The organism is Limnobaculum zhutongyuii, assembly GCF_004295645.1.
GTDB lineage: Bacteria > Pseudomonadota > Gammaproteobacteria > Enterobacterales > Enterobacteriaceae > Limnobaculum > Limnobaculum zhutongyuii.
In genome coordinates, this window is sequence record NZ_CP034752.1 from 4,554,566 (window position 1) to 4,573,947 (window position 19,382).

Genomic DNA, 19,382 nt, shown 5'->3' on the forward strand with positions numbered 1-19,382 from the left:
TATTTTGGTATATGTAGCGGCTTAGTTTCTATTACTTCATCTTCTTCCCGGATATTAAAATGAACAAACCAGTTTCTGGACCTGCTAATGGGCAAGGATTACTAGAGCGCATATTTCAGTTAAATCAACATGGTACAACCATAAGAACTGAAATTGTAGCTGGCTTTACGACCTTTTTAACCATGGTTTATATCGTTTTTGTTAACCCTCAGATTTTAGGGGTAGCAGGAATGGATACCGAAGCGGTTTTTGTTACCACCTGCCTGGTTGCTGCATTTGGTAGCATCTTTATGGGGGTTTTAGCCAATCTGCCGGTTGCACTGGCACCAGCCATGGGGCTAAACGCCTTTTTTGCCTTTGTGGTTGTAGGGGCGATGGGCCATTCATGGCAAGTCGCCATGGGCGCTATTTTCTGGGGCTCTTTTGGTTTTCTGTTACTGACGTTGTTCCGGATTCGTTACTGGATGATCTCCAGTATCCCGGTTAGTCTGCGTGTTGGTATTACCAGTGGTATTGGTTTGTTTATCGGTATGATGGGGCTGAAAAATGCCGGTATTATTGTACCTAATCCGGATACGCTGGTGGCGGTAGGTAACCTGACCTCTCTGAATGTTGCGTTAGGCATTTTAGGTTTCTTCATTATTGCCGTACTGGCAGCCAAAAATATTCATGCCGCCGTGCTGATCTCCATTGTGGTTACTACAGGTATTGGCCTGATAGTGGGCGATGTAACCTATCAGGGCGTCTTTTCTGCACCACCGAGCATTGCCAGTATTGTTGGTCAGGTGGATGTAAAAGGGGCGCTGGATATCGGTTTAGCCGGAATTATCTTCTCTTTTATGCTGATCAACCTGTTTGACTCTTCCGGTACGCTAATTGCGGTAACCGACAAAGCTGGGCTGGCAGATGAAAACGGTAAGTTCCCACGTATGAAGCAGGCATTAATGGTAGACAGTATTACTTCTACCGCCGGTGCTTATTTGGGTACGTCTTCTATTTCTACCTATATTGAAAGTTCTTCCGGGGTTTCTGTTGGTGGAAGAACCGGGCTAACGGCAGTGGTGGTTGGTCTATTGTTCCTGCTGGTTATTTTCCTGTCGCCACTGGCGAAAATGGTTCAGCCTTATGCGGTTGCCGGTGCATTGATTTATGTGGGGGTTCTGATGACCTCCAGCCTGTCTCGCGTAAAATGGAATGATTTAACCGAAGCAACGCCAGCATTTATTACCGCGGTAATGATGCCGTTTACTTTCTCGATTACTGAAGGGATTGCCTTAGGTTTTATCTCTTACTGTGTGATGAAAGCAGGCGTTGGTCGCTGGAGAGAAATTAACCCTTGCGTACTGATTGTTGCTTTACTGTTTTTGATTAAGATTGTTTTTGTCGATCATTAATTTGATAAAAAAACCGGCCTGAATTTCAGGCCGGTTTTTTATTTAATGTATTAACGAATTTTATTCCGCACTATCATTGGATTGAATTAGAGCATCTACCCGACGGTTTGCCCGGTTACAGTAGTTGCGTTCTTTGCTCTCCAGACTATCACAGTTCACCGTTGGGTTATTGGCACCCTCGCCGCTGGTAAACAGTAATGACCCTGATACACCATAGGATATCAGCAGTTTTTTTACTGTTTCTGCACGTAGTTCCGACAGTTTCTGGTTAAATTCAGGCGTACCGATTGGGTCTGCGTGACCGACAATATCTACCCGTTGAATTTGAGGCAGGCTATTAATATGTTTTGCCATATTTTTAACTATCTCTATGCCACCGGCCTCGATATCCGACACTTTGTTACCGGCAAAGTTGAACAGTACGTTACCTAACTGCGACATACCACCGACATATTCACAAGGTTTAACAGCGGAAGCCCGGTTAATGGTGGCGCTGCTTTTATAGCCAAACAGTTGGCTTTCTGCTGCGACACGGGTTACCGGCACCGGTGTACCGTTATCTTTATCCGAGTTAGTTTCAACAAAGTAGGTTTTTCCGCCAATGAGTTGAGTGATAGTTCTTGGTACTTCTTTCCCTTTATAGTGAGGCGCATCATTTTTATAAGCCTCAATAATATGTTTACCCGGTAGCAGACAGAATACGCTAAATTGACCTTCTCTTAATGCGCCCTGAAATTCGCGATCCACATAAACATCAGCCACACCAATGGTGTTATTGCTGGATTTTTTAGGGTTATAAAACACAATTTGAGATAGTGAACTGTCAATCTTGCCAACAGGCAGATACTGCAAGCCGGTATGCTTCATAATGACAGCGGGACCTGATGTAGATGCAGTAGGACCGGTTGATGTATCTACCGAATCAAATATCATAGCGTCATTATCAGACACAGGGTTGGCCATAACGTTAAAAGCTAACAGTGCGGAAATTAGACTGACTGCTGATTTACGGCACAATGATGAATATTTATTTACGTGTGACATTTTATCTTCCTTAAACATAACTATTCCTGAATGATTTACTTACTAAAAATCAGGCAATGTTTTTCGAAGTGACCATCAGATGACGGCCACTTCAGTTCTCAATTACATGATGATTGGGCTAACGGTTTCTTCGACCAGCACTTCAATACCGGAAGCACTCATGGTCCAGACGTTGTAAGTGTTACCGTCATGTTGGTAATTGCTTTGCGACATGGTCCACTGGCCGTCACCACTTTCTAACTTCAGGGTGCTACCTTCTTCACCATTGACGATAATCGCTTTATCACCATTGTGAATTGCCAGTTCTTCTGAACCCAGACGCAGAACATCATCCAGAGAAACGGTCATGGTGTTATGGCCATTACCCATATCGAAGATCTCTACTGAGCTCAGGTTATCTTTCAGTGCACTCAGGTTTAGCAGTAAGTCATGTCCAGCCAGAACCAGAGTATCAATGCCTTCATCACCGGAAATAGAGGCGAAGTCTGTTGAGGTTATCTTGATAACATCGTTACCCGCTCCCCCATAACCTGATCGCCAGTACTAATGTTGTTAAAGGTATCATCGCCCAGACCGCCCATCAGGATGTCTGCTTTATCGGTTCCGAACAGCATATCGTCACCAGCAGTAAACATCTGAGAAATAGAGAGTAGTGATTGCTGAGTAGTTGATAACAGTGAATGTGTACCGGAAGATCCACTGGTCAAGGTATCATCACCCACTTCTATTTGGTTGTTAGACAGCAGTGTCACCAGGTCAGTACTCACACCTTTCAGTGTTAACAGTTCCTCGAAACCATAGGCACCGCCTTTACCATCACGGTCAATGCTGATGATGGTATCGCTACCAACCTGTTCAACTTTCAGATAATTCAGTATTCCCTGAGAGGCTGAATCCAGTTTCATTACTCCGTCATCCATAAAGCAGGACAATGGGCCGGAATAGTTCAACACGTCGCTCAGGTCGATTAGGTCAGCATTGTTATTGGTCAGTAGGTTACCCACGGTGAAGCCATATACGGTGTCATGGCCATTACCACCAGTACTGTCGCTACTTTTACCAGCCTGTACTTTGTACATCAGCGTATCATTGCCACCGTTTGTCAGGTGGAAGGTGTCATTACCACCACGCCCCTCAAACAGGTTATTTGCAGCATTATCAGTAAATGTATCGTCTTTATCAGTACCAATCAGACCTTCGATGCTGATCAGCTTGTCATTACCTTGTCCGGTTGCAACGCCGGTCTTCAGGTCTGCAGTAATAGCTGAAGCGGAACGACTGTAATCAACAATGTCCATACCTTCCGTTTCACTCCAGACTTGCTGACCGCTCATCACCCGATTCCAACCGCCACCACCTGTGTAGGTATCGTCACCGGCAGAACCGAAGAAGGTATCGTTATAGCCAGTACCGATAATACCCGCGGTGCCTGTAGTATTGTTGACGGCATCAGTACTTTCCGCTGTCAGTACGTAGGCATCGTGTGACTTACCGGTAGTCAGACCACCCCAGTTCAGGTTAACCGTATTGTTGGTATAACCACCAATACTGGAAGTAGCGCCTACATGGTCAGTGACTCCGTTAGTGATACGTAGCAGTTGCACTGAGTACACTTCATTTGGATCTAATCCGAAGAAGCTCACCAGACCCATACTGTTACTAGAACCGGAAGCCTGTGGGTTAATCAATTGGGTTGCTACACATACACCCGCAGAGTTATACAATTTGACGGTGTTGCTGTAGAAAGTATTGATACCATTACCGTCAACAATACGAATCTGCAGGCTGGTGCCATCTGCTGCGATGTTGGTATTTTTCACTAACAGTGTTGGAGCCGAGTTGGTGCTGGATACTACACCGGCATCGCTGCCGGAGCGGTATAACACCAGGTCCATTGAACCATCCCAGTCGTAGTCTAGCGCTACAGCACCGGTAATATTGTCAAACTTGGTGCTACCCGTCAGGCTAACTGCGTTCGCTCCCCAGACGTTAGTGCCGTTGTTGGTGTACAACATTGGGCTACCACTTATGCCAGAACGCTGAACTTCGATAATGTCCATCTTACCGTCGTGGTTCCAGTCTACTGCTAGTGATGTACCACCAACTTGCTTGTCACCGAACCACAGCGCCTGTGCATCCGTTGCCATCAACTTACCGGTACCATCATTCAGATAGATACGACTTTCATCACTGTTAGCGCCGCCTTTAGTACCACGACTTAAGAACAGATCCAGCCAGCCGTCGCCATTATAGTCAGCATAGGTCATGGAGATAGACAGGTTACCGTAGTCATCTGCACCATCGTTAGAAAACACGTTGGCATAGTAACCAACAGTACCGAAGTTAGTTTTTCCTGTACCAGTTAGTTCGTTATACAGAATACCCAGACCACGAGAACCGTTACCTGCGTTGACTCCGGCTCCGTTGTAGTCAACGTGTGCGGTAATATCTACGGTACCGTTGTTATCAATATCCACAGCACCCACTTCGTGCATAATGCTCAGGGCTGCCGGGATAGCTCCACCAGGATGACCGGTAGAGAAGCCTGATGCCTGTTCGTAAGACAGTACTCCGTTAACATTCTTCAGGAATGAAATGGAGTCTGACTCGGAGTCAGCCAGTACAAAGTCCAGATAGCCATCACCTTCACGGTCATAGGCAATCACGCCACCCAGATGATTCAGCGTTCCCTGATCCACTGCCTTCGGCGAGAAGGAACCGTCAGCATTTTGCATCCAGTAAGCAGTACGACCACCATTACCGTATGAACTAACCTGTGACATGACATCGGTGTAACCATCACGGTTGATATCTGCAAATACCGCCGAGTTAATGTAGCGACTATAGGAGGCATCATCGACGTTATAGCCAGCACCATTAGAGGTGGATGGTTGTGCCAGATAAGTAGAGTTGTAGTTCTCCTGATCGGTGGCGGTATACACACGACCGGCGTTAGCAGTAGTTGTACCTGAAGTGCCGCGTACGCTTTGGAAGAATGACCATAAACCGTCCTGGCTGATAGTTACGGCGGCAGAGTTAAGGCCACGTCCATCGGCGTCAGTGGTACCACCCCATGATTGAGCAATCAGTAAGCTACCTTCACCGTCAGTTACCCCGACGCTGGTGCTGGCACCCATACTGGAATGGTTACCCGCTTCATCCCACACCATAAACGCCAGGTTATGTGCCCCGGCAGGTAGGGAAGTAGTCAGACTCCAACTGCCGTCTGCATTTGCTTTAGCAAAACCCAGTACCTGATCCAGGCCCTCCTGATAGCTACCGTTGCCGTTTTCATCACTAACCAGGGCAACAATAGTACCAGCCTCGACAGAACCGTAATGGCTACTGTCGAAAGTGAACGAATCTTTGGTGCTGACATGGGTAGCAATATCCGGAGCAGCTGTCAGAGCATCTGGCACTGTCAGGTCAATGACTACTTTGTAGTTTTCGGCAAACGCCGTGTTTTTACCTACGTTACCTGCATTATCAATAACCTGTAGCTTGTAGTTGTAAGTCGTGTCTACTGACACTTCAGGCAATACGTAGCTCCAGTTATTACCGCTCATGGTGATTGTTGCCCAGGTCACACCGTTATCCAGCGAGATCTGTAGTTTTTCACCTGTTAGCAGTGCTGCACTTAAGGTACCGCTGACGGTTACATTACTGTCACGAGTCACCATATCGGTATTGGTAATTGTTGCACTGTGGCTGAAGATGTCGCCACTCACCAGACCATGGCTGGTATCAGTAGATATCTTCGCCGTTGTGTTCAGACCGTTCATATCACGGCCTTCCAGTGCGATAGTTAACGCATGGTTATCTGTGCTACCAATGTTACCGGCAGTATCTACTACTCGGGCTTTGATGATGTAATCCCCAGCGTCCAGTTCAGTACTTTGCAGGTCAACGGTCCATCCTGTATCGGTGAGTGTTGTTGCTTTAGTCCAGGTTTTACCATCATCCAATGTGATTTCTACCGTTTCATCAGACAGAAGGGCTTTATCCAGAGTACCGCTAATTAACAGCGTATTATCGTTGGTAATAAAGTCTGTACTTGAGCCGCCACGGTCATCAGAAATCTCAGTAATAGTGACTTTAGCGTCTGATACAAAGGTATCCAAAATAATAGTGTATGGTTTACATGGGTCAGTGAGGTTACCCACAGGATCCATTTCTACAGCAGTAAATTTATTTTCACCTTGAACCAGTGCTTCAGCCGGTTTCAGATTCCAATTACCTTCGGCATCTACCGTTGTGCTACCAATAATGTGCTTATCTGCGCTATCAGTGGTGTACACAATGATAGTGTCACCGGCAGTACCGGTACCGCTGATGGTTGGACGAGTCTCATCGGTAATATCACCGGATTTAACATTACCCGTGACGATACCGGTTTGGTCATCCACTCCGGTGATAGCCAGTTTGCTGGCATCCGGGGCAGTGAAGTCCATGGTCAGTACAAAGTTATTAGACGGTTGGCTGACGTTACCGGCGGCATCGGTGGCAGTGACGTGGAACGTATGCTTACCTTCAGTCAGGGTATCGGTAGTGAAAGTCCACTTGCCGTTGTTGTCTGTGGTGGTGGTGCCCAGCAGAGTCTCACCATCATATAGGTTAACTGTACTGTTCTTCTCGGCAGTACCGTTCAGGGTTGGCGTAGCGTCATCGGTAGAACTGTTGCTGGTTAATGTTCCCTGAATTTCGCCCACGTTATCTTCAGCCGAATCGATGATTGGCGCGGTTGGTGCCACGGTGTCCACGATAAAGGTGAAGGCGGTGGTTGGTTCGCTGGTGTTACCGGCTTTGTCGGTGGCGGTGGCCGTAATGCTGTGCTCTCCTTCACTTAAATCAGAGGCTGGCGTGAAGCTCCAGTGGCCTTCGGCATCTGCTGTCGTTGAACCCAGCAGAGTTTCACCATCGTAGACGTTGATGACGCTACCAGCTTTACCTTCACCAATGATTTCCGGACGGGCATCATCGGTGATGTCGTTAGTTTTGATATCACCGGTAATGTCTCCGACGTTATCCACCAGTTTAGTGATGGTTACTGTGACGATACTGGTATCAATGGTGATATTCACGGTAGTAGAAGCTTCACCGGTATTACCAGCGGCATCAGTGACAGTGGTGGTGAACTGATAGTCACCGTCTGTCAGAGTGTCCGGGGTGAATGTCCAGTCACCGCTGGCATTAGCTTTGGTCGAGCCAATCACCTCATCACCGTTATAGATGATAACCATCCCGTTGGCTTCTGCCTGACCGCTGAAGGTCGGGGTGTTGTCATCGGTGGTGTCGCCATCTTTCAGGGCGCCGGTGACAGCACCGACGTTGTCGGTAATTGCCAGATTGGTGGTGATACCCGGAGCGGTAAAGTCGATATCCAGTACAAAGTCATTTGACGGTTGGCTGGTGTTACCAGCGGCATCGGTGGCAGTGACGTGGAACGTATACTCACCTTCGGCCAGGGCTTCAGTAGTGAAAGTCCACTTGCCGTTGCTGTCGGCGGTGATGCTGCCCAGCAGGGTCTCACCTTCATACACATTAACCGTACTGTTTTTCTCGGCTGTACCGCTCAGTGCCGGTGTGGTGTCATCAGTAGAACTGTTGCTGGTTAATGTGCCTTGTACATCACCTACGTTATCTTCAGCCGAATCGATGGTTGGTGTGGTTGGTGCCACGGTATCCACGGTAAAGGTGAAGGCATCTGTTGGCGCACTGACGTTACCGGCTTTGTCGGTTGCAGTAGCAGTAATGCTGTGTGCCCCTTCGCTCAGATCGGTAGCTGGTGTGAAACTCCAGTTACCTTCGGCATCTACAGTGGTGGAACCCAGTAGGGTTTCACCGTCGTATACTTTGATGACGCTGTCGGCTTTACCTTCACCAATGATTTCCGGACGCGTATCGTCGGTGAAGTCGTTAGCTTTGATATCACCGGTAATATCACCCACGTTATCCACCAGTTTAGTGATGGCTACAGTGACAACACTGGTATCAATGGTGATATGCACGGTGGCAGAAGCTGCACCAGTATTACCAGCGGCATCAGTCACGGTAGTGGTGAACTGATAGTCACCGTCTGCCAGCGCATCAGGTGTAAATGTCCAGTCACCGTTGGTATCGGCTTTAGCCGAGCCAATCACCTCATCACCGTTATAGATGATAACCATCCCGTTGGCTTCTGCCTGACCGCTGAAGGTCGGTGTGTTGTCATCGGTGGTGTCGCCATCTTTCAGGGCGCCGGTGACAGCACCGACGTTGTCGGTAATCGCCAGATCGGTGGCTGCTCCCGGCGCAGTGGTATCCACCACAAAGTTGAACATATCAGTCTTATCGCTGATCTGGCCTACTGTGTTGGTAGTATCAACGGTTATCTTATACTCACCATCAGTCAGCGCTGTTGCCGGAGTGAATGACCACTTACCATCAGCATCAACCTTAGCCGTACCGATTTCTACGCCATCGTTATAAAGAGTGACGATACCGTTTTTAGCACCAGTACCCGTGAACGTTGGTGTGTTGTCATCGGTAAAATCACCTTTGTTCAGGTCACCGGTGATACTACCCACGTTATCATTGACGGATTCCAATACTGGAACTTCAGGTATTGAGGTATCCAGAGTGATGCTGTACTTATCGCTTGGATCGGTAATATTACCTACCGGATCTATTTCTACTGCGGTGAACTCGTTTTCACCTTCTTTCAGGGCTGTAGCTGGTTGCAGGTTCCATTTACCTTCAAAATCTACTTCCGTACGACCAATTTCATGGCTACCACTGCTGTCTTTGGTATACACAATGATAGTGTCACCGGAAGTACCGGTACCACTGATGGTTGGACGGCTGTCGTCGGTAGTGTTACCAGACTCAATGTTACCGGTGTAAGCACCTACGGTATCATTAACACCGGTGATAGCCAGCAGGCTACTATCCGGGCTGGTGAAGTCCATGGTCAGTACAAAATCGGTAGATTTATCGCTGACGTTGCCTGCGGTATCAGTAGCGGTAACGTGGAACTTGTGCTCACCTTCAGCCAGGGCTTCAGTAGTGAAGGACCACTTGCCGTTGCTGTCTGCGGTGGTGCTACCCAACAGGGTTTCGCCATCATATACGTTAACAGTGCTGCCTTTCTCCGCTTTACCGCTCAGTGTTGGTGTCGAATCATCCGTAAAGCTACCGCTACTCATAGGGCCAGTAATAATACCTACATTGTCTTCTGCTGATTCAATAGTTGGTAGTAATGGCGCTACGGTATCCACGGTAAAGGTGAAGGCATCTGTTGGCGCACTGACGTTACCGGCTTTGTCGGTGGCGGTAGCAATAATGCTATGTTCACCTTCGCTCAGGTCTGTGATTGGTGTAAAGCTCCAGTTACCTTGTTCATTCGTTGTTGTTGAACCCAGTAAGGTTTCACCGTCATACACATTGATAGTACTGTCGGCTTTGCCTTTACCAATGATTTCCGGACGGGCATCGTCGGTGATGTCGTTAGCTTTGATATCGCCAGTGATATCACCCACGTTATCCACCAGCTTAGTGATGGTCACAGCAACTGCGCTGGTATCGATGGTGATATGCACGATGGCAGAAGTTTCACCGGTATTGCCGGCGGTATCGGTAACCGTGGTGGTGAATTGATAGTCACCGTCAGCCAGCGTATCCGGAGTAAATGTCCAGTTACCGTTGTCATCGGCTTTAACTGAGCCAATCACGTCGTCACCGTTATAGATGATAACCATACCGTTGGCTTCCGCCTGACCGCTGAAAGTCGGGGTGTTGTCATCGGTAATATCGCCATCTTTCAGTGCACCGGTAACGGCACCCACGTTGTCGATGATGCTTACATTAGCCTGAGCTGGTGCAATGGTATCGACAGTAAACTCGATCGGGTCAGACGGTACGCTTTCATTACCCGCTTCGTCTTTCTCGATAACGGTAATGCTGTGATCGCCTTCGCTCAGGTCGGTTTCCGGGGTCCATTCCCACTTGCCGTCTGCGTCGACGACGGTTGAACCGATAACCTGATCGCCATCCTTAATGATGATGGTGTCGCCGGCGTCGCCTTCGCCGTTAAAGGTTGGTGTGGCGTCGTCGGTTTTGCTGCCCGGTTCGATAGCGCCGGTGGTGTCGCCGACATTATCGGTGGCGGTTGGTGCCTCTGGTTTGGCCGGGGCAATGGTGTCGACAGTAAACTCGATCGGGTCAGACGGTACGCTTTCATTGCCCGCTTCGTCTTTCTCGATAACGGTAATGCTGTGATCGCCTTCGCTCAGGTCGGTTTCCGGGGTCCATTCCCACTTGCCGTCTGCGTCGACCACGGTTGAACCGATAACCTGATCGCCATCCTTGATGATGATAATGTCACCGGCATCGCCTTCGCCGTTAAAGGTCGGGGTGGCGTCGTCGGTTTTGCTGCCCGGCTCGATGGCACCGGTGGTGTCGCCCACGTTATCCGTTGCCGTTGGTGCCTCTGGTTTGGCCGGGGCAATGGTGTCGACAGTAAACTCGATCGGGTCAGACGGTACGCTTTCATTGCCCGCTTCATCTTTCTCAATAACGGTAATGCTGTGATCACCTTCTGCCAGGTTAGTTTCCGGGGTCCATTCCCACTTGCCGTCTGCGTCGACGACGGTTGAACCGATAACCTGATCGCCATCCTTGATGATGATAATGTCACCGGCATCGCCTTCGCCGTTAAAGGTCGGGGTGGCGTCGTCGGTTTTGCTGCCCGGCTCGATAGCGCCGGTGGTGTCACCGACATTGTCAGTGGCGGTTGGTGCCTCTGGTTTAGCTGGCGCCACAGTATCCACAGTAAATTCAATCGCATCAGATGGCTCACTTTCGTTACCGGCTTCATCTTTCTCGATGATGGTAATGCTGTGTTCACCTTCGCTCAGCTCAGTTTCCGGGGTCCATTCCCATTTGCCGTCTTCGTCCACAATCACCGAACCAATGATTTCATCACCGTCCTTGATAATAATGGTGTCGCCCGGCTCACCGCCGCCGTTAAAGGTTGGCGTTGCATCATCGGTTTTGCTGCCCGGCTCAATGGCACCGGTGGTGTCGCCCACGTTATCGGTAGCTGTTGGTGCTTCCGGTTTAGCCGGTGCGATGGTGTCGACGGTAAACTCAATCGGATCAGATGGCTCACTTTCATTACCGGCTTCGTCTTTCTCGATAACGGTAATGCTGTGATCGCCTTCACTCAGGTCGGTTTCCGGGGTCCATTCCCATTTGCCGTCTGCGTCGACGACGGTTGAACCGATAACCTGATCGCCGTCCTTGATGATGATGGTGTCACCGGCATCGCCTTCACCGTTAAAGGTTGGCGTAGCATCGTCGGTTTTGCTACCCGGCTCGATAGCGCCGGTGGTATCACCTACATTGTCGGTAGTCGTTGGTGCGTCCGGTTTGGCCGGCGCAACCGTGTCCACGGTAAAGGTGAAGGCTGTGGTTGGCTCGCTGATGTTACCGGCTTTACCTGTCGCGGTGGCGGTAATGCTGTGCTCACCTTCACTCAGATCGGTGGTCGGTGTGAAACTCCAGTGTCCTTCGTTATCTACGGTGGTGGAGCCCAGCAGGGTTTCACCGTCATACACATTAATAATGCTGTCGGCTTTACCTTCACCGATAATTTCCGGACGGGCATCGTCGGTCACACCATTGGTTTTGATATCGCCGGTGATATCACCCACGTTATCCACCAGTTTACTGATGGTCACTTCAATTACGCTGGTATCGATGGTGATATGGACTACCGGAGTTGTTTCGCTGGTATTGCCGGCCTGGTCGGTTACGGTGGTGGTGAACTGATAGTCACCGTCAGCCAGCGTATCCGGAGTAAATGTCCAGTCACCGTTGGCATCGGCTTTAGCTGAGCCAATCACGTCGTCACCGTTATAGATGATAACCATACCGTTGGCTTCGGCCTGACCGCTGAAGGTCGGGGTGTTGTCATCGGTGATATCGCCATCTTTCAGGGAGCCGGTAACGGCACCGACGTTGTCGGTGATACTGACATTAGCCAGAGCCGGGGCAATAGTATCCACGGTAAACTCAATCGCATCAGACGGTTCACTTTCATTACCGGCTTCATCTTTTTCGATGATGGTAATGCTGTGCTCACCTTCGCTCAGCTCGGTTTCCGGCGTCCATTCCCACTTGCCGTCTTCATCCACGATGACTGAGCCAATGATTTCATCACCGTCCTTGATAATAATGGTGTCGCCCGGCTCACCGCCGCCGTTAAAGGTTGGGGTGGCGTCGTCGGTTTTGCTGCCCGGCTCGATAGCACCAGTGGTGTCACCCACGTTATCGGTGGCGGTTGGGATTTCTGGTTTGGCTGGGGCAATGGTGTCGACAGTAAACTCAATCGCATCAGACGGCGCACTTTCATTACCCGCTTCATCTTTTTCGATGATGGTAATGCTGTGCTCACCTTCGCTCAGGTCAGTTTCCGGGGTCCATTCCCACTTGCCGTCTTGATCAACGATAACTGAACCAATGATTTTATCACCATCCTTGATGATAATGGTGTCACCGGCGTCGCCTTCACCGTTAAAGGTTGGCGTGGCGTCGTCGGTTTTGCTGCCCGGCTCAATGGCACCGGTAGTGTCGCCCACGTTATCAGTGGCGGTTGGTGCTTCCGGCTTGGCCGGGGCAATGGTGTCGACGGTAAACTCAATCGCATCAGACGGCGCGCTTTCGTTACCCGCTTCGTCTTTCTCGATAATGGTAATGCTGTGATCGCCTTCGCTCAGGTCAGTTTCCGGGGTCCATTCCCATTTGCCGTCTTCGTCCACCACGGTTGAACCGATAACCTCGTCACCATCCTTGATGATGATAATGTCACCGGCATCGCCTTCACCGTTAAAGGTTGGGGTGGCGTCGTCGGTTTTGCTGCCCGGCTCAATGGCACCGGTGGTGTCGCCCACATTATCGGTGGCGGTTGGGATTTCTGGTTTAGCTGGCGCTACCGTGTCGACATTAAACTCAATCGCATCAGACGGTGCGCTTTCGTTACCCGCTTCGTCTTTCTCGATAACGGTAATGCTGTGATCGCCTTCGCTCAGGTCAGTTTCCGGGGTCCATTCCCATTTGCCGTCTTCATCAACAATCACCGAACCAATGATTTCGTCACCATCCTTGATGATAATGGTGTCGCCGGCATCGCCTTCACCGTTAAAGGTTGGCGTAGCGTCATCGGTTTTACTGCCCGGCTCGATAGCACCGGTGGTATCACCGACATTGTCAGTGGCGGTTGGTGCTTCCGGTTTAGCTGGAGGCGTATTATCCACATCAACTACAACCGGAACCGAAGTATCAATATTAAAGTCAAATGTTGGTGAAAGCGGGCTAACATTACCTGCTATATCTGTTTCTGTGATGGTTACTTGATAATGACCATCGGCTAAATCCGTTTCCGGCGTCCAGGTCCAGTTTCCGTTACTGTCGATGATAGCTTTACCTACTTCCTCACCATTAATGAAAATAGTGACGGTATTGCCGGGCTCGCCGGTACCAGTAATTTCAGGACGTGCATCATCAGTGGTTGCACCATTAGCAATCGGGCCTTGAATATCACCAACATTATCAATGATATCGCCAAATAATGGTCTTAGCGGGGCTATGGTATCAACGATAAATGAGAAATCATCAGAGGGAGCACTGATTGAGCCTGATGGCTCGGTTTGAGTAACGGTAATCTTGTGATCGCCATCTTTTAGTGCGGTTTCTGGTTTGAAGTTCCAGGTGCCATCGGCGTTTACAATTGCAGTACCGATAGCGATACCATTATCGTAAATAGTGATGGTATTACCAGCTTCACCAGTACCATAGATGATTGGATTTTTTTCGTCAGTAGAAGAGCCATAACTGATAGGGCCAGTAATGGTACCGGTCATATCTGTTGCGCCACTCAAGGTTGGTACCGCAGCAACTTTTGGCTCTGCAACAGATTGTTCAGGAGACGCTTCTGGTGTAGATGAACCTTTATTATGGTGCTTGTTATGATTGTAAATGGCACCGCCTGCGATCCCTGCTACGGCTGCACCCAGGAACCATGGCCATAAAGCCATCAGGTTGTTATCGTCTTCAGTTTCGGTATTGGCAAACAGGTAAGAGCCATCGCCCAATGATGTACCAGCCAGCGCTGCCGGTGCCAGGCTGCCATCTTCAAGCAAATAACCTTCAGCAGAACCATCCGTTACCATATAAGCATACAGTTGACCGTCTTCAGCCATACCCAGTAAGGCTTGGTCATTGCCTGTAGCGTAGTAATCTTCAATAACAATTGCCGGGTTTGAATCACCTTCAAGAATGATATTTAAGTTATCGCCATTGCGTTGGAGCGTTATGTTCTCTGGTGCAAAGTTATCATCTTCATTTTTGAGAACATATTTACTTCCAGGCTGGATTTTAATCTTGATAGTTTTTTGGGCATTAAGAGAAATTACTTGAGAGGTACTGTTTCCTGAATTCACTAATAAACTGGCGTTCTTACTCATGTGGATAGCTCCGTTAGACTTTGTTCGTTTACCCGAAATTAGTGGTTATCTGATAATGATGTGTTGTTATCATTTTTAGATGCAGCAAACGCGAACAACATATTTGTTTTTCGCGTCATTTATCCGGGGTGTGGGGATATAATAGTTGTGTTGTTTTTTATTTTCGCTGTCCGATAATGGATGGGTAATTTATAAGAAGGTTTTTGATTTTATTTTCTGTTTTAATAATGTTGTTTTTTATTTTTTTAAATATTATTTTTTGATAGTAATGTAAATAAATTAAATTATATTGATTTAGATAATTGGTTGATTTTTATTGTTTTTATTTTTGTAATTGTAATTGTAATTGTAATTGTAATTGTAATTGTAATTGTAATTGTAATTGTAAATTTAATTAAAGTTTTATTTAATTTTAAATATCAAGTAAATGCTCTTTGATATTTCTGGTTAGGTGTTGTTTGAATGGTGGTGTTTATTGTTGGTGTCTTTTAATGGATAGGTATGAGTAATTATTATTGAATAGCAAAATTACCTGTCTAGTTTTGGACAGTATATAAATTAATTGATAATAATTTGGTGAAATAAATAAAGGTTGGCTGTCAGTTTATAATGCTGACAGGTGATGACAATAATTGGTATCTCAGATAGTTATTGGATAGAGCAGATTAAGTAGGAGTAATGCCAGGAATCTCATGGGATTCCTGGCATTAATTAGTGACTAAGACGGTTAATGAGACTGAGCCGCTGGAGGGGAAGGTGATTCTGTTTCGTTTTCTTCACCGACAGCCTGACGAGCTTCCCGATAAGCGGTCAGAAACACGCTGAAGAACCCATTGGTTGGATACCATTTATCATCCTTTTTAATGACTGGCATCTCTATATGTAATTCCAGCTCTTTGTCCTTTTTTTCATCATCGAGCAGCCGACTAATCAAACCATCGTTATAACCAACGGAAAGTGGACATATATAGTAGGGGTCTTTAGTTACCTGACATTCACCAATGGGTTTAATCCATGTTACTTTTTCAGGCATGGAAACAATGTATTGACTGGTTTTACCCCCACTAATAATTTTATCTAACTGCATAAGACCAGCCAGAAAAGCGATTTTTATCCCCTGTTCTTTTTCATGCAACATATTGTAATAGGCATTTTCACCATTCACTTTTCTTGTGATTTTGGCTCTATCTTCAATGATTACCGTGAAATCGTCTTTGCTGGTTGGAGCAACCTGATAGCTAAATTCTTCAACAATATCAGTAGCGGTTTTATCTTTGCCCGTTGCTTTGTAGGTTACTGATGCAGTGCAACTGCGTACGCGAGACTCATCGTTATACGTAGTTTGGTTCATTTCGGTTATTGAATTGAGGCGGTAAAAAGTTGGCTGCCCCATGATTTTCTGGAGTCTGTTGTTTTTGGATGGTGATTTTGTACCATCAGTAATATTAAGGCTTTGGTTTAGCTGCTGAACAATTTTAATATTATTGCAGTCCGGTGCTTCTGACTGCGTGAAATAAATAATAACAATGATGGCGGCAACGACAAGAATCAGCAGTTTTTTAAGGCATCCTCCACTATTCGTTTTTTTGGCATTAACTGGCGCTGGGGGCGTTGATGGTGGCAGTTTTACCGTACTTTTGGGAGGAGTAACATATTGTTTGGTTTTAGGGGCTTTTTTCTTTTGTGGTAAGTTGGTTGGTGGTTTCTTTACCAGTTCGCGTTTCTCAAGCCACGCCAGTAACTCATCGCTGTCTTTAAAATGAATATCAGGGTGTTGAGAAAGTACTGTCTTAGCTCTTTTTATCGTGCGTTCATTAAGAATGCCGGAATAGTACAACAGCATTAACATTTCCAGCACATCGCTATCGGTAGACGATATTTCATCGTGTTCTATATTTAGTGATTCTGGTTGGTCATCGTTATTCGCTACGGATTCACTGGGTACTGTTTCAATGATGATTTCAGCATTAGAGGCGATCTGTTCAGGAATATTTTCAGGCTGGTTTTCTTCAACCGCTTCTTGTTCAGGAATATCCTCGGGCAGGCTTTCTTCAACAGTCTCTTGTTCAGGAATATCCTCAGGCTGATTTTCTTCGACCGCTTCTTGTTCAGGAATATCTTCGGGCTGACTTTCTTCAACCGCTTCTTGTTCGGGAATATCCTCAGGCAGGCTTTCTTCAACCGCATCTTGTTCAGAAATATCCCCGGCCAGGCTTTCATCAACCGCTTCTTGTTCAGGAATATCCTCGGGCAGGCTTTCATCAACCGCTGCTTGTTCAGGAATATCCTCGGGCAGGCTTTCATCAACCGCTGCTTGTTCAGGAATATCCTCGGGCAGATTTTCTTCAGCAGTTTCTTGTTCAGGAATATCTTCGGGTAGACTTTCTTCAGCCGTTTCTTGTGCTATTACAGGTTCGTTTGTTACCGGACGTTCGCTGATGATCCGATTTTCCAGCAGCCAGTCGATAGCACCATCCTGAGAGTCAAAGCTAATATTGGAAATAAACTGTAGGTAAAGCTTCGCCCTACTTAACTGGTCTTCTGTGATCAGGTTTTGTTCATACAGTCGGGTAAGTAACTCTGTCCGTTGAGTGCTATCTGACATTTCTGATTTTTCCTGTAATTTTTATTTTCTGATCAAGTAACTCTACTCATCATATCCATGAAAGCTGGAGATGGTCATGGTGACATCGCTTTTCACATCTTTACCGGGTTTCAGTTGGTAAGTAATAGATTCCCCATCGGAAGGCACAATGCGCATATTGCACAGGCGAAAAGCATCAGACTTATTGGTCTGAATAATTTTTCCTGCTGAAAACTGAGGCACTTTGTCATAAGGGTGCTTTTCCTCATAATGCTTTCTTAGTGCCTTTAATACGCTCTGAACAATCATTGGATGATCGCAATTTGCTGCGACGGCTACGGGTTCTGAGGCGGGGGATGTGGATTGCTCTGAGCGGACTGATGGCGTTGCTGCCGCTGGAGGAATGTCGGCCACAGGTAATGGAGCAACAGATTCAACTGGTTGAGGAGCAGAGGCTGAGTTATCTGTCTTACTGCATTTATTCACCCAGCTAATGAACACGAAAAAGAGAATAAGCGGCAGTAGCTTACTCTTTATAAACCCGCTCTTTTTCTTTGGCTGATTGGCAGACCTTGGTGGAGCCTGTTGAACCACTACGGGCTCACTGGCTTCTTGCTGAATGGAACGTTGGGCTGCTGAGTGGTCAGCTTGTTCTTGCGCAATTCCCTGTTCTACCAGCCATAAGAAAAGGTGATAAGAGGTATTGAATTTGAGGTTATTACGGCTCAAAAGCAGCGAACGGGCATCAACAAACTGCTGGTCATCAATAAAATCGGTATTGTGAAGCTGAGTCAATAAATCGATATGCTGCTGTTGTTGGGGACTAATGCTGTTTTCTGGCTGAGTGACTCTGACCGATGGAGTTGCCTGTGGCGGTGCTTCAGGGGTACTCTCTGCCTGTGGGGCACCAATAATTTTGTTATTCAATAACCAGGTGATAGCACTGGATTCACTGTCAAAGCCGTTGGCGGTTCCGGACAGCAGGCAGGCGATGGCTTTTCGTCTTTCCTGCTCGGTAATTACGTTTTGACTGGCGAGATTTGCTAACAGCGCAATTTGTTCGTCGGTGGAGAGTGCCATAATTAAGCTGAATATTCCCTGTCTGTTCTGCTAATGGTTCGTTATAGCATTTTTAGCTTACTTTGGTGTAGTGAATCCCACTAACTCCGGCAATTCCATTGGGCTAAGGATGCATTTTTCACTGTCTGCCAGCCAGCTTTGAATGTGCTGAACGGCTGAATTCGTGCTGATGGCCCAGGCGATATCCTGATGGCGGCTGGTAACGCAAAACAGCTCAGGCTGAAAGTCGGCCAATAGCGTTTTTTGCTGCGGCTTAATTTGAATCTGCTTCATCTGCCAGACGCCTTTAGCTGAGAGTTTTAGTACCGATTCTCTCAACGTCCAGAGCTGCCAAAAACCGTCGGTTTGTCTTGGTTCAGGTAAGTTTTTCAGCCACTGATATTCATCATCACTAAAGCTGTACTGTGCTAATTCCATTAGCTTTCTTCTCGGCCGGATGTGCTCTACATCCAGCCCAATTCGACCGCTTTGCGCCAGCGCTACCATAATGTATTCACCGCTGTGGCTGATATTAAAATCAGGTAATTCACTATTGGTAAAAACAGGACGCCCATTATCAGAAGTAACGATATCAGGCAGTTCCAGCCAGCCAAGTTGATGAAACATCAGTTCAGCCAGCAGCCAGCGGCCAGAAATAAACTGCTGTCGACGTTTAGGATTAAACAGTTCCCCTTGCTGCCGTATGGATAGCGGAAGCCGCGATTGCCGAGTTGGTAACCATTCCTCATTCGGCAGGCGCAGCTTGGCAACGGTAATGTTGGCAGGGGGCAGACTCAT

7 protein-coding genes are annotated in these 19,382 nt (G+C 47.5%); 1 reads left to right on the forward strand and 6 read right to left on the reverse strand.

Annotated elements, in window-relative coordinates; all coding sequences use genetic code 11:
* The first annotated feature begins 59 nt into the window (after positions 1–59).
* Positions 60–1,394, forward strand: coding sequence for an NCS2 family permease (locus EKN56_RS20485; RefSeq protein ID WP_130593485.1), 1,335 nt, complete (start codon positions 60–62; stop codon positions 1,392–1,394).
* 60 nt (positions 1,395–1,454) lie between these two features.
* Here the strand turns inward: EKN56_RS20485 and EKN56_RS20490 are convergent, their stop codons facing one another.
* From EKN56_RS20490 to EKN56_RS20515, 6 genes are all read right to left on the reverse strand, one after another.
* Positions 1,455–2,438 carry an OmpA family protein gene (locus EKN56_RS20490; RefSeq protein ID WP_168189694.1) on the reverse strand — a complete coding sequence of 328 codons (984 nt, stop codon included), beginning with the start codon at positions 2,436–2,438 and terminating at the stop codon, positions 1,455–1,457.
* 102 nt (positions 2,439–2,540) lie between these two features.
* Positions 2,541–2,807 (reverse strand): hypothetical protein, encoded by a 267-nt coding sequence (locus tag EKN56_RS20495; protein WP_130593487.1) that lies wholly within the window; start codon positions 2,805–2,807, stop codon positions 2,541–2,543.
* A gap of 125 nt (positions 2,808–2,932) precedes the next feature.
* Positions 2,933–14,941, reverse strand: a complete 12,009-nt coding sequence (locus tag EKN56_RS20500) for an Ig-like domain-containing protein (RefSeq protein WP_130593488.1) — start codon at positions 14,939–14,941, stop codon at positions 2,933–2,935.
* Between the two features lie 727 nt (positions 14,942–15,668).
* The gene (locus EKN56_RS20505) at positions 15,669–17,546 is read right to left on the reverse strand and encodes a hypothetical protein (protein ID WP_130593489.1); all 1,878 of its coding nucleotides are present in this window, start codon (positions 17,544–17,546) and stop codon (positions 15,669–15,671) included.
* 42 nt (positions 17,547–17,588) lie between these two features.
* The gene (locus tag EKN56_RS20510) at positions 17,589–18,605 is read right to left on the reverse strand and encodes a hypothetical protein (RefSeq protein ID WP_130593490.1); all 1,017 of its coding nucleotides are present in this window, start codon (positions 18,603–18,605) and stop codon (positions 17,589–17,591) included.
* A 57-nt stretch (positions 18,606–18,662) separates the two neighbouring features.
* Positions 18,663–19,382 carry a 4'-phosphopantetheinyl transferase family protein gene (locus tag EKN56_RS20515; RefSeq protein ID WP_130593491.1) on the reverse strand — a complete coding sequence of 240 codons (720 nt, stop codon included), beginning with the start codon at positions 19,380–19,382 and terminating at the stop codon, positions 18,663–18,665.